The 23,249-nt window shown below is 50.4% G+C and carries 20 protein-coding genes and 4 pseudogenes; 20 read left to right on the top strand and 4 right to left on the bottom strand.

The genetic code is table 11. From position 1 onward, the window contains the following. Positions 1 to 34 precede the first annotated feature (34 nt). The 11 genes and pseudogenes from F384_RS27225 to F384_RS30850 all read left to right on the top strand — a co-directional run bounded on the left by F384_RS27225 (position 35) and on the right by F384_RS30850 (position 9,573). Positions 35 to 932 (top strand): annotated as a pseudogene (locus F384_RS27225) (tyrosine-type recombinase/integrase). Positions 933 to 934: 2 nt separating this feature from the next. Beyond that, positions 935 to 1,321 (top strand): Hg(II)-responsive transcriptional regulator, encoded by a 387-nt coding sequence (merR, locus tag F384_RS27220; RefSeq protein ID WP_046499251.1) that lies wholly within the window; start codon positions 935 to 937, stop codon positions 1,319 to 1,321. Between the two features lie 93 nt (positions 1,322 to 1,414). Beyond that, on the top strand, positions 1,415 to 1,762 hold the full coding sequence (locus F384_RS27215) for a mercuric transporter MerT family protein (RefSeq protein WP_007642845.1): 348 nt from the start codon (positions 1,415 to 1,417) through the stop codon (positions 1,760 to 1,762). A gap of 55 nt (positions 1,763 to 1,817) precedes the next feature. Continuing rightward, positions 1,818 to 2,093, top strand: coding sequence for a mercury resistance system periplasmic binding protein MerP (merP, locus tag F384_RS27210; RefSeq protein WP_011711647.1), 276 nt, complete (start codon positions 1,818 to 1,820; stop codon positions 2,091 to 2,093). 3 nt (positions 2,094 to 2,096) lie between these two features. Continuing rightward, positions 2,097 to 2,516 (top strand): organomercurial transporter MerC, encoded by a 420-nt coding sequence (merC, locus tag F384_RS27205; protein ID WP_007642843.1) that lies wholly within the window; start codon positions 2,097 to 2,099, stop codon positions 2,514 to 2,516. A gap of 37 nt (positions 2,517 to 2,553) precedes the next feature. Then, entirely contained in the window at positions 2,554 to 4,221 is a 1,668-nt protein-coding gene (gene merA / locus F384_RS27200) for a mercury(II) reductase (protein ID WP_020833624.1), read from the top strand. Between the two features lie 11 nt (positions 4,222 to 4,232). Next, the gene (locus tag F384_RS27195; protein WP_020833625.1) at positions 4,233 to 5,033 is read left to right on the top strand and encodes a putative bifunctional diguanylate cyclase/phosphodiesterase; all 801 of its coding nucleotides are present in this window, start codon (positions 4,233 to 4,235) and stop codon (positions 5,031 to 5,033) included. 19 nt (positions 5,034 to 5,052) lie between these two features. Continuing rightward, positions 5,053 to 5,487 (top strand): MerR family transcriptional regulator, encoded by a 435-nt coding sequence (locus F384_RS27190; protein ID WP_011711644.1) that lies wholly within the window; start codon positions 5,053 to 5,055, stop codon positions 5,485 to 5,487. A 23-nt stretch (positions 5,488 to 5,510) separates the two neighbouring features. Then, positions 5,511 to 5,906 carry a hypothetical protein gene (locus F384_RS27185; RefSeq protein ID WP_040133152.1) on the top strand — a complete coding sequence of 132 codons (396 nt, stop codon included), beginning with the start codon at positions 5,511 to 5,513 and terminating at the stop codon, positions 5,904 to 5,906. Continuing rightward, positions 5,903 to 6,469 carry a hypothetical protein gene (locus F384_RS27180; RefSeq protein WP_040133153.1) on the top strand — a complete coding sequence of 189 codons (567 nt, stop codon included), beginning with the start codon at positions 5,903 to 5,905 and terminating at the stop codon, positions 6,467 to 6,469. Before F384_RS27185 ends, F384_RS27180 begins: the two co-directional genes overlap by 4 nt. Positions 6,470 to 6,585: 116 nt before the next feature. Next, a pseudogene (locus F384_RS30850) lies at positions 6,586 to 9,573 on the top strand (Tn3 family transposase). 73 nt (positions 9,574 to 9,646) lie between these two features. Here the strand turns inward: F384_RS30850 and F384_RS27170 are convergent. Beyond that, positions 9,647 to 12,631 carry a Tn3 family transposase gene (locus F384_RS27170; RefSeq protein ID WP_046499219.1) on the bottom strand — a complete coding sequence of 995 codons (2,985 nt, stop codon included), beginning with the start codon at positions 12,629 to 12,631 and terminating at the stop codon, positions 9,647 to 9,649. A 158-nt stretch (positions 12,632 to 12,789) separates the two neighbouring features. Between F384_RS27170 and F384_RS27165 the strand changes: the two genes are divergently transcribed. The 3 genes from F384_RS27165 (at position 12,790) to F384_RS27155 (ending at position 15,065) form a co-directional block, all read left to right on the top strand. After that, positions 12,790 to 13,368: a recombinase family protein gene (locus F384_RS27165; RefSeq protein ID WP_046499216.1), complete on the top strand. Its 579-nt coding sequence runs from the start codon at positions 12,790 to 12,792 to the stop codon at positions 13,366 to 13,368. Positions 13,369 to 13,543: 175 nt separating this feature from the next. After that, the gene (gene chrA / locus F384_RS27160; RefSeq protein ID WP_004206572.1) at positions 13,544 to 14,749 is read left to right on the top strand and encodes a chromate efflux transporter; all 1,206 of its coding nucleotides are present in this window, start codon (positions 13,544 to 13,546) and stop codon (positions 14,747 to 14,749) included. A gap of 10 nt (positions 14,750 to 14,759) precedes the next feature. Further along, entirely contained in the window at positions 14,760 to 15,065 is a 306-nt protein-coding gene (locus F384_RS27155) for a PadR family transcriptional regulator (RefSeq protein WP_004206574.1), read from the top strand. A gap of 128 nt (positions 15,066 to 15,193) precedes the next feature. Here F384_RS27155 and arsH read toward each other — a convergent pair whose 3' ends face one another. Continuing rightward, positions 15,194 to 15,892, bottom strand: coding sequence for an arsenical resistance protein ArsH (gene arsH / locus F384_RS27150; protein ID WP_016151343.1), 699 nt, complete (start codon positions 15,890 to 15,892; stop codon positions 15,194 to 15,196). An 85-nt stretch (positions 15,893 to 15,977) separates the two neighbouring features. Here arsH and F384_RS27145 point away from each other — a divergent pair, with 85 nt between their 5' ends. From F384_RS27145 to F384_RS27130, 4 genes and pseudogenes are all read left to right on the top strand, one after another. Beyond that, positions 15,978 to 16,298, top strand: a complete 321-nt coding sequence (locus F384_RS27145) for a transcriptional regulator (protein ID WP_004206577.1) — start codon at positions 15,978 to 15,980, stop codon at positions 16,296 to 16,298. Positions 16,299 to 16,342: 44 nt separating this feature from the next. Next, entirely contained in the window at positions 16,343 to 17,632 is a 1,290-nt protein-coding gene (locus tag F384_RS27140) for an arsenic transporter (protein ID WP_032409266.1), read from the top strand. Positions 17,633 to 17,644: 12 nt separating this feature from the next. Further along, a complete protein-coding gene (gene arsC / locus F384_RS27135; protein WP_046499206.1) occupies positions 17,645 to 18,070 on the top strand; it encodes a glutaredoxin-dependent arsenate reductase in 426 nt (141 codons plus the stop codon). A gap of 128 nt (positions 18,071 to 18,198) precedes the next feature. Further along, a pseudogene (locus tag F384_RS27130) lies at positions 18,199 to 20,501 on the top strand (Tn3 family transposase); the annotation flags it as partial. Between the two features lie 42 nt (positions 20,502 to 20,543). On the opposite strand, the pseudogene F384_RS30845 reads toward F384_RS27130, so the two are convergent. Together F384_RS30845 and F384_RS27125 are read right to left on the bottom strand one after the other, a co-directional pair. Then, positions 20,544 to 20,759: pseudogene (locus F384_RS30845) on the bottom strand (PAAR domain-containing protein); the annotation flags it as partial. Further along, positions 20,743 to 21,246 (bottom strand): hypothetical protein, encoded by a 504-nt coding sequence (locus tag F384_RS27125; RefSeq protein WP_046499203.1) that lies wholly within the window; start codon positions 21,244 to 21,246, stop codon positions 20,743 to 20,745. The gene F384_RS27125 and the pseudogene F384_RS30845, both read right to left, overlap by 17 nt. A gap of 253 nt (positions 21,247 to 21,499) precedes the next feature. Here F384_RS27125 and umuD point away from each other — a divergent pair, with 253 nt between their 5' ends. Both umuD and umuC read left to right on the top strand, forming a co-directional pair. Beyond that, positions 21,500 to 21,916, top strand: coding sequence for a translesion error-prone DNA polymerase V autoproteolytic subunit (gene umuD / locus F384_RS27120; protein ID WP_046499565.1), 417 nt, complete (start codon positions 21,500 to 21,502; stop codon positions 21,914 to 21,916). Beyond that, positions 21,916 to 23,181 (top strand): translesion error-prone DNA polymerase V subunit UmuC, encoded by a 1,266-nt coding sequence (umuC, locus tag F384_RS27115; protein ID WP_046499200.1) that lies wholly within the window; start codon positions 21,916 to 21,918, stop codon positions 23,179 to 23,181. The genes umuD and umuC overlap by 1 nt, the downstream gene beginning before the upstream one ends. Positions 23,182 to 23,249: the final 68 nt, after the last annotated feature.

The following is a 23,249-nucleotide window of genomic DNA, read 5'->3' as shown; positions in this document are numbered from 1 at the left end:
CGCCTTTTGAGCGACATCGAAGGAAATCCTATTCATGAACAACAAACCGCCAATACAGGCTAGCAACTTGTCGTTACGTAATAAGGATGCGACCCTGGTTGAACGCCAGGGGCCCGAACCACTACGGCAATACCTCCAGGCAGCGACATCCGACAACACACGTAAAGCCTACCGTTCGGCCATTCGACAATTTGAAAAATGGGGTGGTCGCCTGCCCTCGGATCGGGATACTGTCGTGCGTTACCTGCTGGCCAGAGCCGAATCGCTTAATCCCCGAACCCTGGATCTGCACCTGACCGCTATTAGCCAATGGCACCATTATCAAGGGCTCATCGATCCAGTAAGTGATCCGTTGGTCCGCAAAACCATGGAAGGCGTTCGTCGTACCCATGGCCAACCCAAGCGCAAAGCCAAGGCATTGCGCTTGGAGCACGTCGCCCAAATGGTGAATCATTTGCGGCAACTACCAACCACCAAAAAGAAACTGAGGGATATCGCGCTGGTGTTGACCGGCTTTTTCGGTGCCTTTCGGTGCACCAGACTGCTGTCCTGCTACGGCCATGAAAAACTGGATAGAACTGGGTGGCATTAATGAAGGTCCGGTTTTTCGCCCCATTAACCGGTGGGATAAGATTCAGCCTAAAGCGTTGAATCCCAGTGCCATTAATGAATTACTCAAGACTTTGGGTAACGCCTGCCAGTTCGATTTTGTACCGGAATTGAGCAGCCATAGCTTCCGGCGCGGCCTCTCTACATCGGCAGCCCGAGAACGAGTTGATTTTGAGTTGATTAAAAAGCAAGGCGGATGGAAGAGCGATGCCACCGTCTGGGAGTACATTGAAGAAGGACAGCAGCTCTCCAATAACGCTACCCATATATTGATGGAGAAAATGGCGGTTCTTATAGATACCGTTCGGGTAAAAGAGATATGAACATGACAAGAACTATCAGTAAAGTTGCCAAAGAACTGGCTATCAATATAGAAACCGTTCGCTTCTATGAGCGTCGTGGATTAATAGAGCAACCGCCAAAACCCGAGTTGGGCTACCGCCATTATCCCGATGAAACGGTTAAACGCATCCGGTTCATTAAGCGGGCGCAAGAATTGGGGTTTACCCTGGAAGAGATCGCCAACCTGCTAAGCTTGAATGACCGCCCATGTGCTCAGGTGCAGGAGCTGGCCGAGTATAAACTCAGCGCCGTCATGGAAAAAATTGCCGATCTGAAGCGGCTCGAAAGCGCACTCAAGGCATTATTGACGCAATGTCAGAGTAATAACGATGACTCACATTGTCCCATTATCGACTCCCTGCAACCTTAATTAGTTTTACACGGGCATCACAAAAACGTTTGACTCCGTACATCGGTACGGAGATTACACTTGCTCCATACACTGAAATCAGAGGAGTAAGTCGTGTCACAGAAAGAATCCAATCTACCTATTATTGGCGGCGTTATCGCGGCTGTTGGCGCTGGCCTGTGCTGCGCTGGTCCTTTCGTGTTGTTGCTGCTAGGCGTGAGTGGCTCCTGGATTGGTAATTTAACCTTGTTAGAACCTTATCGTCCCATTTTTATCCTGCTGGTTTTAGCCTTATTTGGCTTCGCAGGCTGGAAGGTCTATCGCCCCGTTGAGGACTGTGAGCCAGGCACCGCCTGTGCAGTTCCTCAAGTGCGAAAACGCCGGCAGGTGATCTTTTGGTTAACGGCACTGACTGCGTTGGTGCTAGTCACCAGCAATTATTGGATTGTCTGGTTTGCCTGAATACTTTCTTACCGCTCACTTTTATTAATGACTTAATACGTTACTGGAGAAAATGATGAAGAAAATTGCCTTGTTGTCTTTGCTAGCCTTGACCAGCCTGACCGCTTTTGCTGCGCCGAAAACAGTTACTTTGGAAGTTCCAACCATGAACTGTGTGACCTGCCCCTTTACGGTCAAAAATGCCTTAAAAAATGTTGAGGGTGTGAGTAAAGCTGAAGTCACCTTTGAAACCAAATTGGCAGTTGTCACATTCGACGACGAAAAAACCACAGTAAAAGCACTGACCGAAGCCACCACTAATGCGGGTTATCCATCAACGCTCAAGGAGTAAAGCATGGAAATGCTAATACAGTTACTGACCCGTTTCGGCGATAAGATTAGCTCATTGGGCGCGCTGGTTTCTGCTATGGGATGCGCCATGTGTTTCCCGGCCATCGCCAGCCTGGGCGCTGCGGTCGGGTTGGGTTTTCTCAGCCAATGGGAAGGTTTGTTTGTTAATACCCTGTTACCGTTGTTTGCCTGGATTGCCCTGGTACTCAACGGACTTGGCTGGTTCAGCCACCGGCAATGGCACCGTAGTGCGCTGGGTGTGGTCGGCCCCATTTTATTGCTGTTATCGCTCTATCCGTTTTTCCAATACGGCTGGAGCAGCTATGTCACCTATTCAGCGTTAGGCCTGATGGTTGCCGTATCGCTTTGGGATATTTTTTCACCCGCGAATAAACGCTGTGATGATGACAGCTGTGCTGTTTAACACGACGCAATGCCTGACTACTATTTGAGGAAAACGAATGATCTTACTATCGATAGAAGGGATGACCTGTCCAAGTTGCGTCGCTCACGTTAAAGAAGCGCTCGATGCGATCGAAGGCGTGAATAAGGTTGAAATATCTTATGAAAACGCCAGCGCAACGATCACCACAAACGGTGGGGTCAGCGTAACCGATCTCATTGGAGCGATTGAAGCCCTGGGTTATACCGCAAAAGAAAACCCCTTAGCGGAAAACACAGCACCGAACGCCTACTGTGACAACGAAAATACCAGCAACACAGAAAGCAACCGAACTCAACATGTGGCGATTATCGGTACGGGTTCCGGCGCTTTTGCCTGTGCTATCAAAGCCGCTGAAGGTGGTGCCAAGGTCACTCTTATTGAGGGAGCCGATGTGATTGGCGGCTGTTGCGTGAATGTCGGCTGCGTACCCTCAAAAATTTTGATCCGCGCCGCTCAATTGGCACAGCAGCAACGCAATAATCCCTTTGCCGGACTGGAAAATCATGCGCCCCAATTGAGTCGAGCCTTGTTGGCTCAGCAGCAGACCGCTCGAGTCGAAGAGCTGCGCGCTGCAAAGTATCAGAATATTCTAGAGACAAATCCTGCGCTTAGTTTACTTAAAGGTTGGGCGCAATTTAAAAATGCAAACACCCTGATAGTCAGAAAAAATGATGGCACTGAGCAGGAAATCTTTGCTGATAAAATCCTGATCGCCACTGGCTCCACGCCAACCATTCCTCCCATCGAGGGGCTGGCCGAAACGCCTTACTGGACCTCTACCGAAGCGCTGTTTGCCGAGGAATTGCCGCAGCACCTGGTGGTGATTGGTTCATCGGTCGTGGCGCTAGAAATTGCCCAGGCTTACCGACGATTGGGCAGTGAAGTCACCGTGTTGGCAAGACACTCACTACTTTACAGTGAAGACCCCATAATCGGTGAAAAACTGGCAGGCTGTTTTGAAAAAGAAGGCATTCGAGTTTTAAACAACACGCAAGCCACCCAAGTGACCCACGATGGAAATCAATTCACCCTGAACACTAATGCAGGCGAGCTCAGTTGTGATCGTTTGCTGGTAAGCACCGGGCGACACGCCAATACCAGCCAACTCAATCTGGACGCGGTGGGTGTCACCACCAACAAAAAGGGCGAAATCGTTGTTAACGAACGCATGGAAACCAATGTTGCTGGTATTTACGCTGCCGGTGACTGCTCTAACATGCCGCAATTTGTCTATGTCGCCGCGGCCGCCGGTAGCCGTGCTGGTATCAATATGACGGGCGGCGACGCCAAACTGGATCTGTCCACCATGCCCGCCGTGATCTTTACCGATCCACAGGTGGCTACCGTCGGACTGACCGAGGAGCAAGCCAGGGCTCAGGATATTGAGACCGACAGCCGCGTACTGGGTATGGAAAATGTCCCACGTGCGTTAGCCAACTTTGAAACCGACGGTTTTATCAAACTGGTCACAGAGAAGGAAACGGGGTTGTTGCTAGGCGCGCAGATCCTGGCTCACGAAGGCGGCGAACTGATCCAGAGTGCGGCTTTAGCCATCCGCAACCGTATGACGGTGACGGAATTAGCCGACCAGCTTTTCCCTTACCTCACCATGGTGGAAGGTTTGAAGCTCTGCGCGCAAACCTTTAACAAGGATGTCAAAGAACTGTCCTGTTGTGCAGGATAAGAGAGGGCAGTATGGGAACGGCACCCGCCACGCATTCACTGACAGCCCCAACGGTCAATGCGTTGGCGGATGGATTGAACAAGGGTGAATTCGTTCCTTTTTACCAGCCTCTATGGGATGTTCAACACCAATGCTGGGAAGGCGCTGAAACGCTCATTCGCTGGCAACATCCAACTGAAGGATTGATCCAGTCAGACACCTTTATTCCCGTTGCCGAACAAAGCGGATTAATTCTGGAACTGGGCGCGTTTGTCTTACGGGCGGCCTGTCAACAGATGATGCATTGGCGTCAACGCGGTTTACCCGAGGGTATCATCGCGGTCAACGTCTCTGCCTTACAAATCCACCAACCTGACTTTGTCGAAGACCTTGCCAGGATATTGCGTGATACGGGACTGCCTGCTCCGGCATTGGAACTGGAATTAACCGAAACACTGGCCCTGGAGGATACGCCAATCCTGATCGAAAACCTGCATCGCTGCCAGGCGCTGGGCATTCGCCTGTCCATCGACGATTTTGGTACCGGGAGTTCGTCGCTGGCACGCTTGCAATGCTGCCCAGTGACCCGCCTAAAAATCGACAAAACCTTTGTCACGCATATGACAACCGAGCCAAAGGATCGCGCCATTACCGAAAGCGTCATCACCCTTGGCCATAACCTGAATTTATCCATCGTCGCGGAAGGGGTTGAGACGGCCACTCAACAACAACTTTTAGAGAAGCTTGGCTGTGATGTATTACAGGGCTATCGGCTGGCGCGGCCAGCCGATGCCGAAACGACTGAAGCGTTGTGGCCAGGCCGCAGTGTTTGAAACGAACGGAGACAAACCCATGTCAAAAGCCGCCGTGTCAAAAGATGTGTCACGATACTTTGAGGTGATCCCCGACTTTGCGGCATTCATGGATGCCGATGGGCAGGCACTCGAATTTCCCCTGACGATCTCGCAACTGGCGAAAGCCGCGCAAACCACAGTGCATACCGTCAGGAATTACGTCTTGGAAAATTTGGTACTTTGCCCAGAGCATTCCGCGGGTGGTTTCGGTTTATACAATCAATGCGCTTTAAACCGGCTGCGCTTCATTCGCGCAGCGCGTGCGGCGGGCCTGCTGATCCTGGATATAAAACCCTTGCTCTACGCCATCAACGAAGGCGACCAGCAAGCCTGTGAAGCCGCCATGCGCGAACTGCAAACCAAAATTGATGAACGCCAGGCTTACTTGCAGGCATTGGATTCACAGCTGTCGGAGCTGCGCCAACTGGCCTGATCGCCATAACAAAGGAGTATACGATGTCAGAAAAATGTGAAACCGGCCCCCACGACTGGGTAGCCAATAAAGGCCGATTTATTCTCACCTGGGTATTGCCAGCGATACTCATAGTGATTACCGGCATGATGCAACTTGCACCGTGGATGACCGGCAGTATCTGGGCGATCGCTTTAAGTTGGATGGGATATGCCTGTTTAAGAAATGCGCGTCAATGTGGGCGAATGCATTGTTTTTTCAGCGGGCCATTTTTTCTGGGTTCCGCCATGTTGGCATTAGGCATTGGGATGCAGTGGATACAATGGCTCACCTTTAACGGATTAGGACTCTTTTTACTGATCGGTACACCACTGGTTTGCGTGTTACCGGAGATGTTCTGGGGAACTTACAAAGTTGCGACAAACGGCAAAGAAGAATGAATGCGATAGTGAAGCGCGCTACAAACTCTATAAAACGCCTCTGGTCACTTGTAGTGTATGCATTTCAATCGCCGGTTCAGGATTCTCACTCAAAACGGCGTACCGCGATCCTCTTTAGTCTGGTGCTGGTCGTCCACTTGGTTGTCCTGCCAGCGCATGAACTGGGTTCCGATATTGGCTTGCGTTCTTTTGCACATCTTAATCTGAGAATCGCGCTATTTGCGTTTTTGTTCGCAACGCTGGAGAGCGTTCTCATCAATTTATGGGTTCAACTGATACGCAAGAAGACCCATTGCAGAACGGCACCAGCGGCGGGCGGCATAGTTATCGGGATTGTAAGCCCCCTGTTGTGTTGTACCCCGCTGCTGCCGACCATCTTAAGTTTTATCGCCATTTTGTTTCCTTCCGCTGTTTCTGGTATGGGTCTCAAAATTCAGTATGCGGTCAATGTGTATCAAACCGAACTGTTGCTGTTGGCGTTGGTATTACTGTTGTTTGCGATTGTTCAAAATGCTTGGCATCTCAATTCAGGCGACGTAATGGCAGGCCATCACAAGGAATAAAGCAATGAAAGCCACTTGCGACTAATCTAGGCATATCCAAATGACGACTAGAAACCTGATAACTATAACGCGATGCTTTTACACAATAATGCATCTATCAGAGAAAATTTAAGTCGATGGCCGCTATCTATCAGACAGCTTATCCACGAATTAAATCTGATATCACCGAAGATGAGTTAGGGGATGTCTATACACCTACGCCGGAAGATCAGAAGTTTGCACTGCGTCACTGTAAACGAACCAGCGCATCCTTTTTGGGGCTCCTGATTCAGCTAAAAATCACGCAGCGATTGGGCCGGTTCGTAAACCTGGGTGAAATACCAAAGGTGATCATCACGCACATTAAAAATCAGTGCCGTTCGCGGGTGACACTGAAGGATCTCCAAACCTATTACACATCGGGCGCGAAGGATCGTCACGTAAAGCTGATTCGGCGCCATCTTAATATAAAAGCCTACGATGCGGCCAAGACCTCTGAATTGGCACAGATTTGGGCACTTGAGGCAGCGACTACCAAAGAAGCATTACCGGATATCATCAATGTCACGTTGGAATATTTGGTCAAAGAGCGATACGAGTTACCGGCGTTCAGTGTACTTGAGCGGATATGTCAGGCGGCCAGGGCCGAAGTCAACACTCGGTATTACGATCAATTGTGTGGCTTTTTAGAGTCTGAAAGTCGCCAATGCATCAACGATATTCTTCGATCTAGCACAGGACTGAATGGTTTTGGTTGGAGCACGCTGAAAAATGAACCCAAACGCCCGACCCCTCGCAATATCCATGCGTACATCCAATACCTGGAATGGCTTACATCCCTGCAAACACTTTTGCCCACGGATTTGGGGTTGCCGCCAGTTAAACACCAGCAGTTTATCAACGAGGCCAAGGCCCTGGATTACGCCGAATTGATGAAACTAAAGCTGAACAAGCGACTCGCACTCGTCATCGTTTTAATCCGGCACCAATACGCACAAACACTGGATAACGCCGCCGATATTTTTATCAAGATGTTGTTAAAAATGGATCGCTCGGCGCAGAAGCTGTTGGAGAAGTACCTTGCAGACCATCAAAAGCAAACCGATCATTTGATTTCTGTGTTGTCTGGGACGGTCAAGGTGTATCTTGATAAACCCGATTCGGTGGCAGCTTTTGATCCGATACTGGGAAAGAACAGTGATCAGCTAATGCAAATGTGCGAACAATATATGGCATTCGCAGGCAACAACTATTTGCCGTTTATGGTTCGACTCTATAAAAAGCAACGATCCACCTTGTTTCGTACGATTGAAATACTCAACCTGGCATCGGCCACGGAAGACAAGGACTTGCTCAATGCGTTCCAGTTTATTTTGACGCACAAAAAGCGTCGCACGGAGTTCCTGTCAATTCAAAGCGATCCGAACGATCCCTCTTCCAGAAATGTCATTAATATTCGCTGGATTCGCGAAAGCTGGTGGAAATTAGTTACGGGAAAATCAACCAAATAAGCACAGGTGTCGGAGGTTAATAAAACCTGTTTTGAGCTGTGTGTGTTTGAACGGATCGCTGAAGAACTAAGTACCGGTGACTTGTTCATTCCCTACAGTGAAACCTTCGATGATTACCGGGAGCAGATGATCACCTGGGAAGAATACGAAGCGCAGTTGCCTACCTATTGCGAGGAGGTAGGGCTCGTCGCCGGTGATACTGAATTTACAACAACGCTGAAGAAGTCCATGGAAACGAGCTGCCGGAAAGCTGACAGCCAATTCCCGGAGGACGAACTGGTTCGTATTGAAAACGGGAATCTGATTATCGGTAAACCAAAGCCTGATCAACCCTTACCTGAAGTCGAAGAAATTGGAGCGCTTTTGCGCGATCGGTTGGACAAAATCAACCTGCTTGATGTGATTATCAATGTCGAAAAGTGGCTGAACCTGAATAAACATTTTGGCCCGTTGTCGGGCTTCGAATCACGTATCAGCGACCCGGAGTTACGTTTTGTCCTGACCGTGTTTTGTTACGGTACCAACATTGGTCCCACCGAAACCGTGCGATCTGTGCAGGGCGTTTCTCGCAAGCAAGTCGCCTGGCTTAACTTAAAACGCACGACGGAAGCGCGTCTCGATAAAGCTATTGCGAAGATCAATAGCGAGTATAAGAAATACCGGCTCATTGAGTGTTGGGGATCAGGCAGCAGTGTGTCCGCTGATGGAAAGCTTTGGGATCTCTACGAAGATAATTTGCTATCTGAATACCATATTCGGTATGGCAGCTATGGCGGCATTGCCTATTACCACGTCTCGGACACCTATATTGCATTGTTCAGCCGGTTTATTCCCTGCGGTGTCTACGAGGCGATTTATATCTTGGACGGCCTACTCAACGATGAATCTGATTTTAATCCGGACACCGTTCACGGCGATACACAGGCGCAATCCACACCCGTCTTTGGCCTGGCGTACTTGCTGGGCATAAAGCTCATGCCCCGTATCCGAAATATCAAAGATCTCAGCTTTTATAAGCCTGATCGCTCCATGGTACTCAAGCATATTCAGTCTTTGTTCAAGGAGCCGATCAAGTGGGATCTCATTGAAAAGCACTATGCGGATATGATGCGAACGGCCATGTCAGTTAAAGCAGGGAAAATCACCGCTTCGACAATCCTGCGCCGGTTCGGCACCAAGAACCGGAAAAACAAGCTGTACTTTGCGTTCCGTGAACTCGGGCGCGTGGTCAGAACCATGTTTTTGCTGGAATACATTACCGACGTTGATCTGCGCAAAACAATCCAGGCAGCGACCTGTAAGAGCGAAGAGTTCAATGAGTTTGCCCGGTGGTTGTTTTTTGCTAATGGCGGGAAAATTCCTGCAAACTTGAGACACGAACAAAGCAAAATCGTTAAATACAATCATTTGCTGGCCAACTTCGCGATCTTATACAACGTAAACGCGATGACCGAAGTGTTCAATCAATTGAAGTCGGAAGGGTACAATATTACCCGCGACATTATGGCCGAATTCTCACCGTATCATACCGAGCATTTGGGGCGGCTAGGAAGTTTTGAGCTGGATCTAACCAAGCAGGTTAAGCCCATGACTTTTGAACTGCTGGTTGATTAATTCATAATATTCAATCGGTTACGTTAGAAGTGGCTAAATTGGGGTCCGCTTGGAAAACGGAAATTATCCTACGCTAAGCCTGTTTTTTGTACATATTACTATTCACTGAGCGTAATGCGCGGTATTTACCCTGTCCCAGTTTGAGGTTCGTTCTCCAGACGTAATCCCCGCTCAGGTTGATATGTTCCCATCCCAGTGGTGACAGATGGGTAATCAGTTGCTCATTAATCGGGATCCCTTTTCGTCTCAAAGAATCTATCGCTCTTTCTATATATACCGTATTCCACAGTGAGATCGCCGCAGTCAGCAACGTCAGACCGCTGGCTCGATAGCTCTGATTCTCCAGCCCCCGATCTCTGATTTCACCCAGCCGATGCATAAAGACCGCTCGCGCAAGGGCATTGCGAGCCTCACCTTTATTCAGCCCCGCCTGTACGCGTCGACGCAGTAAAGGATCCCTGAACCAGTCCAGCATAAACAATGACCTTTCGATGCGGCCAATCTCTCTCAGCGCCTTTGCCAGACCATTCTGCTTCGGATAGCTTGCCAGCTTTTTCATCATCAGTGATGCTGTTACCGTTCCCTGCTTTATAGAACTTGCCAGACGCAGCACCTCATGCCAGTGGGTTTCAATTTCCTTTAGATTCAGGCTGGTTGTCGAGATGATTGACTGAAGCCCCTGATACAACTCAGCTTTTCCATGAATAAACAGCCGTTTGTCATGAAGATCCCGGATCCTTGGCGCAAAAGCGAATCCGAGCAGATGCATTAGCGCAAAAACATGCTCAGTGAAACCTGCTGTGTCGGTGTAATGCTCTGTAATTTCCAGATCAGTTTCGTGGTACAGCAGACCATCAAGTACGTGTGTTGAATCCCGCACGCGGCTGATAACTTTGGTGTAAAACGGGCTGTATTGGTCCGAAATATGCGTATAAATCTGCACGCCTGGATCCTGACCGTATTTAAGATTGACCTGACCAGCATAACGCCCGTGACTCCCCACCCGAAAGTTCTGTCCATCAGACGATGACGTTGTTCCATCGCCCCAGAATGCCGCCAGAGGGCTTTTTTTCTGGGCATTGACCAACTCGGCCAGCGCAGCTGAATAGGTTTCATCCCTGATGTACCAGGCCTGAATGCCCTCGAGTGACGATTTGGTCGTTCCCGGACAGGATTCGGCCATTTTTGTCAGTCCAAGGTTGATACCATCGGCCAGGATGGTGGTCAGTAACAACTTTCTGTCTTTAGGTCTGACGTGATTGTTTTTGAGATGTGTGAAATGGCGGGTAAAACCAGTCCAGCCGTCCACTTCATCCAGCATTTCAGTAATTTTAGGGTGAGGGAGCATGCCATAAACCAGATCGCCAAAAGGGGATGCTGCTGAAGGGACACTGTTATCCAGCGGGGTAATTTTCACGCCTTTATCCGAAATATCAACATCGGGTAAATCACCGGCCAGCGCCATCGCGTTAACTTCTTCCAGACGCGATGCAAGAAGCGTCAAACGGCTCTTGATGTATTCATGGCAATCGGCCGGAACAGCAAGGGGTAACTGGTTATCCCGGAGTGATTTTTCAAAATCGTCTGACGGGATCAGATAATCATCGAAATTCCTGTAGCGGCGTGACCCCTTTACCCAGATGTCACCTGAACGTAAGGCTCCTTTCAGTTCATTCAGCACGCAAAATTCGTAATATTTTCGGTCAATGCCGGTGGGGGTGATCACAACCTTTCTCCAGCTTTCCGGGATGAACCCGATTGGCGCGGAAGGCGGTACTTTTCGGAGTTGTTTTCTATACATATCTCTGACGGTATCCAATGCGTCACTGAGCTGCATTGCGGCGGGTGCAGCCCTGAACTGCAACACGGACAGCATCCGGGGGGCGTATTTACGCAGCGTACTGTATTTTTCTGTGATCAGATGCAACGGGTCGAAGTTGTCCTTACGTGACAGGAACCGCGTCTCTTCCACGCTGTTGATGAATTCCTGCCAGGGAAGGACGTCTTCTATTGCGGCCCAGGGATCTTCCCCGGACTCTCTGGCGTTAAGTAATGCCTGTCCGACGGTAACGTATTGCTTCAGTTTACTCTGAATCAGCTTTCCCGTTTGCTGGAGCCGCTCAGCCTGAGTACGTTTTGCCCTGCTGAACAGACTACTCAGAATACGCTCGTGCAGATCAATAACTTCGTCAGTCAGGGTGGATCTGGCCTCCGATATGATACAAACCAGCGAGGCATAACGGCGAACATCCGTGAATCTTGCCAGATCCCGGCTACTCATTTTCCTGCCTTCGCGTGCGAGTTTCAGGAGTCGGTTCTGGTGAACGGAAAGTGCAATGCCGTCAGGGAGTGCCAGCGACTCAATCGCATTTAACCGGTCGATATGTTGCAGGACATTTTTACCATTAATTTTTCCCGGAGGCTGGAGCAGCCAGGCCAGCCGTGAAGGTTGCTCACCCTCAGATACCAACAGACGGTCCAGTGCCGCTTTATGCCCTGGTTCAAGCTGCGCGGTAAGCGCAGAAAAAACCGCCCTGTCGGCAAGTGTTGTTGCTTCGGCCAGGGTTCGTTCGATCACTTCAACAGAGGGGAAAATAACCTTATTATTGTGGAGCCAGGAGAGCATTTCCTCCGCAAGTAAAAAACCTCTGTCTGTCCGCATGGCGTGGGGATAAAGGTGGCGAATACAGGTTTTTTGCAGCGCCCGGTTAAAAGGGGATAATTCCAGGTAGCGGTAGAGTTCAGCCAGATGTTCCCAGCGGGTGACCTCTCTTGATGCATACTCGGCCCACAAATCAGACTGGACTTTCAATTGAGCCGCCAGCCTGAAGACAACACAGTCGTGAGGTGAAATACTTTTGTCGGGAGGAAACCCTGGTCCTCGCAAATAACAGAGTAAAACTGCAAAGCCCAGACGGTTAGCTGGCCTGCGGTGTTTATTAATGAGCGCGAGGTCATGTTCACTCAGAAAGCACATGCGCGTCAGAAATACGTCATCATCCGGCACAATCAACAAGCGTTCTTTTTCTTCACTACTGAGTATTTGTCTCCGTGGCATAAATGCTTCCCCTGCACATAGTTCATTAAAGTTATCATTCGCACTGACCGAAACCGGTCGGTTTCGTACGCCTCGCAAACAATATGTCCGAAAGTCAGCGAAATTTGTTTCGTACATACGTTATAATTCGGACACCCTTTGCATACGGAAAGTTTCCTATGTCACGAGTTTTTGCCTACTGTCGGGTCTCCACTCTGGAACAGAATACAGAAAACCAGCGCCATGAAATTGAAGCGGCGGGTTTTGCCATCAGACCCCAGCTGCTGATTGAGGAACATATAAGTGGTTCGGTTGCTGCCAGCGAAAGACCAGGGTTCATCCGGTTGCTTGATCGAATGGAAAGCGGTGACGTATTGATTGTCACCAAACTTGACCGACTCGGCCGTAATGCGATGGATATCCGAAAAACAGTTGAACAACTGGCTACTTTAGATATCCGTGTTCATTGTCTCGCTCTCGGAGGTGTGGATTTAACCAGCCCGGCCGGAAAAATGACTATGCAGGTGATTTCAGCTGTGGCTGAGTTTGAGAGGGATCTGCTGATTGAACGCACACATTCAGGGATTTCTCGGGCAAGATCAGCCGGGAAACGCTTCGGTCGTCCGCCCATCTTGAGCGAGGAGCAAAAAAAAATAGTGTCAGAGCGCCTTAATTCCGGGGCCAGTATCAGTGCGGTTGCCAGAGAATTTAATACCACCCGGCAAACCATACTCCGGGTAAAAGCAGGACAGCAATAATACTGAATGTGAATAAAGCCCATAACTGGCCAGGCAGTTGAAACTGTTCTTGAAGTAAACATCTGGAAAGTATGAAACATCATTCTATCCACAGGGAGCAGTGGCTATTATAATCGAATTTCGATAACGAAATTCGATTATAATAGCCAATAAAACCAGCAATCAGGATCTGACCATGAACGATACTGCCAGGAATGATCACAGCCCCTGGGCTGTCTTTCTGATTTTCTTCCGACTTGGCCTGACATCCTTCGGCGGCCCAATTGCCCATCTGGGTTACTTCCGCGATGAGTTTGTGACGCGACGGCAGTGGTTGACCGAGCGCAGCTATGCAGATTTGGTCGCTCTGTGCCAGTTCCTTCCGGGACCAGCAAGCAGTCAGGTTGGTATAGCGCTCGGGCTGTCCCGGGCCGGTTATACCGGGGCGCTGGCAGCATGGGCCGGCTTCACGCTACCGTCAGCAGTTGCACTGATCCTGTTTGCGCTGGGGATGACCAGTTACGGGGATGTGATGCCCTCTGGTGTATTGCATGGGCTGAAAGTGGTAGCCGTTGCGGTGGTCGCGCAAGCTGTATGGGGCATGGCCCGAAATCTTTGCCCGGATATACCGCGTATTACTGTCATGGCAGTGGCAACCTGCTTTGTGCTTCTTGTGCCATCGGCCTGGGGACAGGTGGGAGTAATCGTCACTGCGGCTGTCACTGGCATGTTACTGTTCAAACCTCAGCAGACGACGGTACATGATCCGCTGCCCGTTTCAATACGGCGTCGCGTCGGATTGTTCTGGCTCACGCTGTTCTTTGTGCTACTGACAGGGTTACCATTGCTGACGGCGATATTCCCAAATCCGACGCTGTTAATGGTAGAAACTTTCTACCGGACCGGATCACTGGTTTTTGGTGGCGGGCATGTCGTGCTGCCATTACTGCAGACTGAAGTCGTTCCTTCTGGCTGGGTCAGCACTGATACATTCCTGGCTGGCTACGGCGCTGCCCAGGCCGTTCCTGGACCGTTGTTCACTTTTGCAGCCTTTCTCGGGGCTTCGATGAACCAGGTGCCTTCTGGCTGGCTGGGTGGTCTGGTTTGTCTGCTGGCAATTTTCGCACCGTCCTTCCTTCTGATTGTGGGAGCATTGCCGTTCTGGGAAAGTCTGCGCCGCAATATCCGTACACAAGCAGCGTTGCAGGGTATTAATGCAGCCGTAGTTGGCCTTCTGCTGGCAGCTCTCTATCAACCAGTATGGACGAGCGCAGTTCTCGCTCCGCAAGATTTCGGCCTTGCCCTTGTGGCACTGGTCGCTCTGATGTTCTGGAAACTGCCGCCGTGGCTGGTCGTAGTGAGTTGCGGTGTTGCGGGTTGGTTGTTGAGTTTAGCACTGTGAGGTTCCGGGCGTGACCGACAAAGATCTTTACGGCGGGATGATCCGTTTGCACATCCTGCATCATGCAGCCAAAGAACCCGTCTTTGGTCTGGGCATCATTGAGGAATTGCGACACCACGGTTATCAACTCAGCCCGGGTACCCTGTATCCGATGCTGCACGGTATGGAAAAGAAGGGGTATCTCACCTCACGACATGTTCAGGCCGGTCGACGAAGTCGGCGAGTATATGAAATCACCGGACAAGGGCACATAGCGCTAACGGACGCCAGAAACAGGGTGAAAGAGCTGTTCGGTGAACTTGTTGAAGGCAAATGATATGCCTATGGTTTTAGTCCGGTCTGCCGTCTTCTGAAAACGACAGACACATGTAAGATTATCCGCTGCCTGGCAGAAGGAGACTTTGTGAAAACGCTCATGGTGTGTATTTATACGATCAGAAGGCGTTATATTTTTTCCTGATTGACGCGGTACGAAAGTTCCTGATGACTCTCTTTTCGTTCGCTGTAGCGATCTGCAAGGTAGCTGGTTTGTCCCCTGAGCAGCAACGTAATTTTAAACAACTCCTCTGCGACATCTACGATACGGTCGTACCATGAGGACGGCTTCATCCTTCCGTTCTCATCAAATTCCTGCCAGGCTTTCGCCACCGAGGACTGGTTGGGAATTGTGAACATCCGCATCCAGCGGCCCAGAATGCGCATCTGGTTCACGGCATTGAAGGACTGCGAACCGCCGCAAACCTGCATCACTGCAAGTGTCTTGCCCTGCGAAGGACGAACCGCGCCTTCACTCAACGGTATCCAGTCGATCTGCGCCTTCATCACCGCGCTCATAGCCCCGTGCCGTTCCGGCGAGCTCCACACCATCCCGTCACACCATCTGACCAGCCCGCGTAGCTCGGAGACTTTAGGGTGCGTATCCGGGGCATCATCCGGCAGGGGTAAACCGGAGGGGTTAAAGAATTTCACCTCCGCGCCCATCGCCGTCAGCAGGCGACCTGCTTCCTCCGCGGCAAAGCGACTGTAGGAGCGCTCCCTTACTGAGCCATACAGGATCAGAATCCGTGGGGGCTCCTGCAGGTGCAGACGTTCGGCAATATGTTGATCAAAACAGTCAGTATTCAGGGCTGGAAATTGTTCCATTTTTCTCCTCCGGAGAGAACAGATGATTTTAAAGTTAATACATATGATCTAACATATGTGTATTCTAAAGGGAACGGAGTGAAAAATGCTACAACCTGTTCAGCTTTTCAAAATCCTGTCGGATGAAACACGGCTAGCCATCGTCATGCTTCTCCGTGAGTCCGGAGAATTGTGCGTCTGCGATATCTGCGTTGCCACCTCCGAATCGCAGCCCAAAATTTCGCGACATATGGCTATCCTTCGCGAGGCTGATCTGGTTCTTGACCGTCGGGAAGGCAAATGGATCCACTATCGTCTGTCACCCCATATTCCGGCGTGGGCAGCAGAGACAATCACGACGACCTGGCAGTGTCTGCGCGAGGATGTACGTGAATGGCTGGACAAATCAGCCTGCACCTCCTGCTGAGGCAGGAAAACATATTTACAAAATCATATATGATGGGGTCTGAGATGCTTTTGGCAGGGAGTATATTTTTACTGACGCTGGTACTGGTGATCTGGCAACCCAGAGGCCTGAGTATTGGCTGGAGCGCGAGTATCGGGGCTGTGCTGGCGCTGGGAACCGGTGTCATCCATATCGCTGATATTCCCGTTGTCTGGAATATCGTCTGGAACGCGACAGCGGCATTTATTGCGGTCATCATCATCAGCCTGCTGCTTGATGAGTCCGGCTTCTTTGAATGGGCCGCACTGCACGTCTCCCGCTGGGGTAACGGACGTGGCCGCCTGCTGTTCACCTGGATAGTCTTGCTCGGTGCCGCTGTTGCTGCTTTGTTCGCCAATGATGGCGCCGCGCTGATCCTGACGCCGATTGTGATTGCGATGCTGCTCGCACTGGGGTTCAGCCAGGGCACGACACTGGCCTTTGTCATGGCTGCAGGATTTATTGCAGATACGGCCAGCCTGCCACTCATTGTTTCTAACCTGGTGAATATCGTCTCGGCGGACTTCTTCGATCTGGGCTTTACGCAGTACGCCTCCGTTATGATCCCCGTGGATGCGGCAGCGATTGCGGCCACGCTGATCATGCTGCATCTCTTCTTCCGCAGGGATATTCCGGCAACGTATGACGTTTCGCTGCTGAAGACGCCTGCCAGTGTGATAAAGGATGCGGCAACGTTCAGGGCGGGCTGGATTGTCCTGTTATTGCTGCTTGTCGGTTTCTTCGTTCTGGAGCCGCTGGGGATCCCTGTCAGCGCGATAGCAGCTGCTGGCGCAGCAGTACTGTTTATCGTGGCGAAAAGAGGTCATGGCATCAACACAGGGAAAGTCCTGCGCAGTGCGCCATGGCAGATCGTGATTTTTTCGCTGGGCATGTACCTGGTGGTCTATGGCCTGCGCAATGCCGGGCTCACGGAGTATCTGTCTGGTGTACTGAACCTGCTGGCAGAAAAGGGGTTATGGGCAGCAACGTTCGGCACCGGCTTCCTGACCGCGTTCCTGTCGTCGGTGATGAACAATATGCCGACGGTGCTGATTGGCGCGCTGTCGATTGACGGGAGTACGGCGACTGGCGTCGTCAAAGAGGCAATGATTTATGCCAACGTGATTGGCTGCGATTTAGGCCCGAAAATCACCCCGATTGGCAGTCTGGCAACCCTGCTTTGGCTGCATGTGCTTGCCCAGAAAAATATAACGATCACCTGGGGTTATTACTTCCGCACCGGCATTATCATGACTCTGCCCGTGCTGTTTGTCACTCTGGCCGCGCTGGCGTTGCGGCTTTCCATCACTTTGTAATGAGATAAAGATATGAGCAACATTACCATCTATCACAACCCGGCCTGCGGCACTTCACGCAACACGCTGGAGATGATCCGTAACAGCGGTAACGAACCGACCATTATTTATTATCTCGATACGCCACCGACCCGTGATGAGCTGATTAAACTTATTTCAGATATGGGAATTACGGTGCGTGCATTGCTGCGTAAGAATGTTGAGCCTTATGAACACCTGGGCCTTGATGAAGAGAAATTCAGTGATGAGCAGTTGATTGATTTTATGCTTCAACATCCGATCCTGATTAATCGGCCGGTAGTCGTTACGCCGCTTGGCACTCGTCTTTGCCGCCCTTCAGAAATAGTGCTGGATATTCAACCTGAAGGTCAGAAAGGAGCGTTTACCAAAGAGGACGGCGAAAAGGTCATTGACGAAACGGGGAAGCGGGTTAAGTAACCTGTTTTTTTCGTCTCATTTTTATCGTATTCGGGTGTCTGTCTGTACCATGCAGACGCTCGCTTTTTGTAATGCCAGCTAAAGAAACAGGCTTAACGTAGGATATTTTCCGTTTTCCAAGCGGACCCCATCTTGATCGGCTCAGTAGCATTGAATCGCTGGCATTACCTGAAGGTATAGATCGTGCCATACACCAGAACCGGTTGCTGAAACTGGCGCGGGAAGGCCGAAAGATGAGTAGCCGGGATTTGACCCGATTTTCAGCAGCCCGCCGTCATGCGATCCTGGTCTGCGTGCTGGAAGAAGCCAGAGCCACACTGACAGACGAAGTGATTGAGCTGCATGAGCGAATGCTGAACAGCCTTTTCAGCAAAGCCAAAAGAACACAGGCTGAGCGCCTTCAGCAGACCGGAAAGCTGATCCAGTCCAAACTGAGGCAGTACATCGATGTCGGTCAGGCGCTGTCTGATGCCCGTGATTCCGGTGGCAATCCCTGGCTCGCAATAGAAAACATACTCCCATGGCCTGAATTTGTCGCCAGTCTGGAGGAAACACGCCATCTCGCCAGAAAAAATAATTTTGACCCGCTGCATATTATTACTGAGAAATACAGCACATTACGGAAATATGCCCCGCGCATGTTGTCTGCTTTACAGTTAGTCGCAACCCCGGCAGCGCAACCTCTGGCTGATGCACTGGTTGTGATCAAGGAGATGTACCGGAAGCAGTCACGTAAAGTTCCGGCGGCAGCGCCGCTTGATTTTGTCCCTGAAAGCTGGCGCAAGGTGGTGATTACACCTGCGGGTATTGACCGGCAGTACTATGAATTTTGTGCGCTCAGCGAGCTTAAGGGAGCGTTGCGCTCCGGGGATATCTGGGTTAAAGGCTCGCGGCGCTACAAAAATTTTGATGATTACCTCATACCCGAAAAGGACTTTGACAAACTCACACCGGCGCTGCCACTGCCCGTATCTGCTGATTATCATGAGTACATTACCAGCCGTATGACTCTGCTTCAGTCCAGACTTGAAGAGGTCAATGCCATGGCTGCCCTTGGTGAACTGCCCGATGTGGAAATATCCGACAGGGGCGTAAAAGTCTCTCCGCTGGATAACTGCGTTCCGGCGCAGGTTTCACCGCTGGCAGAGCTGGTTTACAGCATGCTACCGCGACCTAAAATCACGGAAATTCTCGATGAGGTAAACAGCTGGACGACGTTTACCCGACATTTTTCGCATATAAAAAATGACATTACCCGTCCCGATACCCGACTGCTCCTCACCACCATTCTTGCGGATGGCATCAACCTTGGCCTGACCAAAATGGCAGAAGCCTGCCCCGGGAGCACCAAATCATCACTCGAAGATATTCAGGCATGGTACATCCGTGATGAAACTTATTCAGCCGCTCTTGCAGAGCTGGTAAATGCGCAGGGAAAAAGGTCTCTGGCGGCATTCTGGGGAGACGGGACAACGTCATCATCAGACGGACAAAATTTCAGAACAGGCAGCTCAGGCCGCTACGCAGGGCAGGTTAACCCGAAATATGGGCAGGAGCCTGGACGTCAGTTTTATACCCATATATCGGATCAATACAGCCCGTTTTACACCTGCATAATCAGCCGGGTCAGGGATTCAACCCATGTTCTCGATGGCTTGCTGTACCACGAAAGCGACCTGGAAATCAGGGAGCATTACACCGATACTGCGGGTTTCACCGATCATGTCTTTGCCCTGATGCATCTGCTGGGATTTGCGTTCTGTCCACGAATCAGGGATCTCCACGACAAGAAACTGTTTATCAAAGGGAAAGCAGACCAATACCCGGCGCTTCAGTCACTGATATCAACGACCAGCCTGAATCTGAAAGAGATCGAAATTCACTGGCGTGAAGTGCTGCGTCTGGCAACCTCGATAAAGCAGGGAACCGTGACGGCATCCCTGATGCTGAAAAAGCTTGCCAGCTACCCCAAGCAAAACGGACTTGCCAAAGCATTGAGAGAAATTGGCCGTATTGAACGAACTCTGTTTATGCTCGACTGGTTCCGCGATCCGGCACTGCGTCGGCGTGTACAGGCGGGACTGAATAAAGGAGAAGCCCGTAACGCGCTGGCGCGTGCGGTATTCCTGCACCGGCTGGGTGAAATCAGGGACCGAAAACCGGAAAATCAGAGCTATCGCGCCAGTGGACTGACGCTCCTGACAGCTGCCATATCCCTGTGGAATACCGTCTATATGGAAAGAGCGGTCGATGCGCTGAAGCGTAAAGGGGTGAAGATCAACGAGCAACTGCTGTCGCATTTGTCGCCCTTAGGCTGGGAGCACATCAATCTGACAGGAGATTATATCTGGAAAAGCAACCGGATACCCGCTTCCGGTAAGTTTCGTCGGCTGAGGCCAGCTAAAGTAGAAAGGTCAAAAAACAACCTTAACGTACAATAATTTTCGATATCCAAACTGACCCCATCTACAGCTGAGGCAACACCGTGAAAAATCACGTGAGGCTCGCCATTCAGTACATGCCCGGATTTACCGCATTTTGGACAGACCGTCGATTTATCACCAACCCGGATCACACCACGGCCAAACTCAGTGCAGTTAGGCAACGAAGTTAGGACGGTTGCGCCGGTGGTGGTTCTATCTCCGTGGAGCGCCTGGCCCCGGCCATAATTGTTAGTTCGATACCCCATGAGTCACGCCTCCGGGTATTGCCAGAAAGTCGGGGGCTTCAGCCATTCCTTTGCGCGATAACAGCACTAATCTGTCCTGCGGGGTAGAGACAATTTCATCTCCGTTATCCAGTACACTGCCCACCAGCGCGAGCCCTTTCTCGAAGTGTGTTGCTTTCCGGCCTGCGCTGGTAACAATCCGTGCGGATGAACCATCGGCATACGCGACTGCATCACCCTCCACTGCGATTTTGACCATTTTTCCGTTGCCTAGATCCATAACCCTCGCGCTATCAACGGCGGTGACGACCCCGCCTCGTGCGGTCAGACTTCCCTCGACCGCAACACGCCAGATAGCCGTTACCGGATGCTGGCGATCCCTTTCTGCGTTCTGCTCAATAATCTGACGCGCATCCACATCCATTGCGGCGAGATCAGCTTCAGAGAATGGAGACTTGTCAAAGTCGGCCAGCATTTGTTGAGTTGCTTCATTCGTGAACTGCTTCATCGTTATTAATCCTTATAAAATGTACGGAAAAATGCCGCATTGTATACGAAGTAAGCACGAGTAAATTCTGAAAATGAACCAAAGAATCATATGGTTGCAATTTATTACGTGCAGTTATCCGCTTCTGGACAAGTGATAAGAAACACCTGAAGAGTGATAGCGGAAAATAACTTTCGGAAAAGGAGGTGTGAAAATTCCTGGCCCCTGCTTATAATACTGTATGGATATACAGCACCACGAAGGGCAGAGCATTATGAAACTTATCTCAGTGACACAACAATCTCCTGGTCAATACCCGCTATTCAGTCAGGCTGTACCAGCTGGCTTCCCTAGCCAGGCTGATGACTATATAAATGAATTCATAGACTTAAACGAGCACCTCATCAAACATCCTTCTGCAACTTACTTCTTACGGGTAACGGGTTCATCGATGGTAGAGGCACGTATTCACGATGGCGATCTGGTCATCGTGGATAGCTCACTTGAGGCGAAAGAGGGGGATATTGTGATTGCGACCGTCGATGGTGATTTCACCATTAAAAGGTTGCAGCTAAGCCCGGTTCCAGCGCTACTGCCAATGAATAGCCGGATGTCACCGATCTATCTGCAAGAAAACGAGGAGCTGGCCATTTTTGGCGTGGTGACATTCATCGTGTACAAGGCCTTATGATGTTCTGCCTGGTAGACTGCAACTCCTTTTACGCATCCTGCGAGAGAGTCTTTCGGCCCGATCTGGTGAACAAACCGATTGTATGCCTTTCGAACAACGATGGTATGGTTGTGGCTCGTTCTGCGGAAGCAAAAAAATTAGGTATACAGAACGGGGATGTGTACTTTCAGAAGAAAGCTTTCTTCGAAACAAACGGAGTACATGTTTTTAGTTCTAACTATGCCTTGTATGCGGAAATATCGCGTAGAGTGTGTGATACCTTGAATAATTTCTCAAGTAATACAGAAACATATAGCATTGACGAGGTTTTCCTGTCTTTTGAGGGAATGCAGAAAAATTATAGTTTTGAAGAGTACGGGAGAGAAATCAAAAATACCGTACTAAAGAACACACATATTCCAGTTGGAGTGGGTGTTTCGACGACTAAAACACTGGCAAAATTAGCAAATAAAGCTGCAAAGACATGGACTAAGACAGGTGGAGTGGTTGATCTTAGCAGCCCGGAGCGACAACGTAAATTATTGCCATATATTGACGTTAATGATGTGTGGGGTGTAGGCCGGAGATATGCCACCAGACTTAACAGTATGGGTATCAGGACGGCCCTCGACCTGGCCAATGCGCCAGCCTCCCTAATCCGTAACACATTCGGTGTCGTGTTGGAGCGAACGCAGCGCGAATTGAATGGCGAGTCCTGCATAGCCCTGGAAGAGGTGAGGAAGGTTAAGCAACAGATCATCAGCTCACGCTCATTTGGCCAGAAAATTGAGTACTACGACGCAATGCACCAGGCAGTGTGTGAGTACGCCGAACGCGCAAGTGAAAAGCTGCGTGATGAAAAGCAATACTGCCGGTGCATAACGGTTTTTATAGGCACAAGTTACTATTCGAAAACGGCCCCTTACAGTGGCCAGCAGACGGTCAAACTGGAAAATCCCACCGCCGATACCCGGGAAATCATTGCGGCTGCGGTTGCAGGGCTCCGACATATCTGGCAGGAGGGATACCGATACCATAAAGCCGGAGTGATGCTATCTGACTTTTATGATAGCGCCACCAGCCAGCTCGATTTGTTTGGTGAGAACCGGCTCTTCGCCAATGGTGAAGCTCTGATGGGCGTGATGGATAGAATTAACCGGTCAGGCCGGGGAAAGTTATGGTTTGCAGGCCAGGGCATCGACAAAGACTGGGCGATGCGGCGGGAGTTATTATCCCCATCCTATCTCACCAATATTAACGAAATCCCTCGCGTCAGGATTGGCTAATCAGCAGTGAAAACATCATTCGTCATCGATAAAATACGTCTGTAAACAAAACGAACTTGATATACTCG

Origin of the sequence: Citrobacter amalonaticus Y19 (assembly GCF_000981805.1) — a bacterium.
Classification (GTDB): Bacteria; Pseudomonadota; Gammaproteobacteria; order Enterobacterales; family Enterobacteriaceae; genus Citrobacter_A; species Citrobacter_A amalonaticus_C.
This window is presented reverse-complemented; position numbering and strand designations above follow the sequence as displayed.

What these genes read in the sequence shown, in the direction of transcription:
- umuD (WP_046499565.1), top strand. Translation starts at nt 21,500, where the DNA reads ATGAAACTTATCTCAGTGACACAACAATCTCCTGGTCAATACCCGCTA.
- arsC (WP_046499206.1), top strand. Translation starts at nt 17,645, where the DNA reads ATGAGCAACATTACCATCTATCACAACCCGGCCTGCGGCACTTCACGC.
- chrA (WP_004206572.1), top strand. Translation starts at nt 13,544, where the DNA reads ATGAACGATACTGCCAGGAATGATCACAGCCCCTGGGCTGTCTTTCTG.
- F384_RS27190 (WP_011711644.1), top strand. Translation starts at nt 5,053, where the DNA reads ATGTCAAAAGCCGCCGTGTCAAAAGATGTGTCACGATACTTTGAGGTG.
- F384_RS27170 (WP_046499219.1), bottom strand. Translation starts at nt 12,631, where the DNA reads ATGCCACGGAGACAAATACTCAGTAGTGAAGAAAAAGAACGCTTGTTG.
- umuC (WP_046499200.1), top strand. Translation starts at nt 21,916, where the DNA reads ATGTTCTGCCTGGTAGACTGCAACTCCTTTTACGCATCCTGCGAGAGA.
- F384_RS27125 (WP_046499203.1), bottom strand. Translation starts at nt 21,246, where the DNA reads ATGAAGCAGTTCACGAATGAAGCAACTCAACAAATGCTGGCCGACTTT.
- F384_RS27180 (WP_040133153.1), top strand. Translation starts at nt 5,903, where the DNA reads ATGAATGCGATAGTGAAGCGCGCTACAAACTCTATAAAACGCCTCTGG.
- merC (WP_007642843.1), top strand. Translation starts at nt 2,097, where the DNA reads ATGGAAATGCTAATACAGTTACTGACCCGTTTCGGCGATAAGATTAGC.
- merR (WP_046499251.1), top strand. Translation starts at nt 935, where the DNA reads ATGACAAGAACTATCAGTAAAGTTGCCAAAGAACTGGCTATCAATATA.
- F384_RS27145 (WP_004206577.1), top strand. Translation starts at nt 15,978, where the DNA reads ATGCTACAACCTGTTCAGCTTTTCAAAATCCTGTCGGATGAAACACGG.
- F384_RS27195 (WP_020833625.1), top strand. Translation starts at nt 4,233, where the DNA reads ATGGGAACGGCACCCGCCACGCATTCACTGACAGCCCCAACGGTCAAT.
- F384_RS27165 (WP_046499216.1), top strand. Translation starts at nt 12,790, where the DNA reads ATGTCACGAGTTTTTGCCTACTGTCGGGTCTCCACTCTGGAACAGAAT.
- F384_RS27185 (WP_040133152.1), top strand. Translation starts at nt 5,511, where the DNA reads ATGTCAGAAAAATGTGAAACCGGCCCCCACGACTGGGTAGCCAATAAA.
- F384_RS27140 (WP_032409266.1), top strand. Translation starts at nt 16,343, where the DNA reads ATGCTTTTGGCAGGGAGTATATTTTTACTGACGCTGGTACTGGTGATC.
- arsH (WP_016151343.1), bottom strand. Translation starts at nt 15,892, where the DNA reads ATGGAACAATTTCCAGCCCTGAATACTGACTGTTTTGATCAACATATT.
- merP (WP_011711647.1), top strand. Translation starts at nt 1,818, where the DNA reads ATGAAGAAAATTGCCTTGTTGTCTTTGCTAGCCTTGACCAGCCTGACC.
- merA (WP_020833624.1), top strand. Translation starts at nt 2,554, where the DNA reads ATGATCTTACTATCGATAGAAGGGATGACCTGTCCAAGTTGCGTCGCT.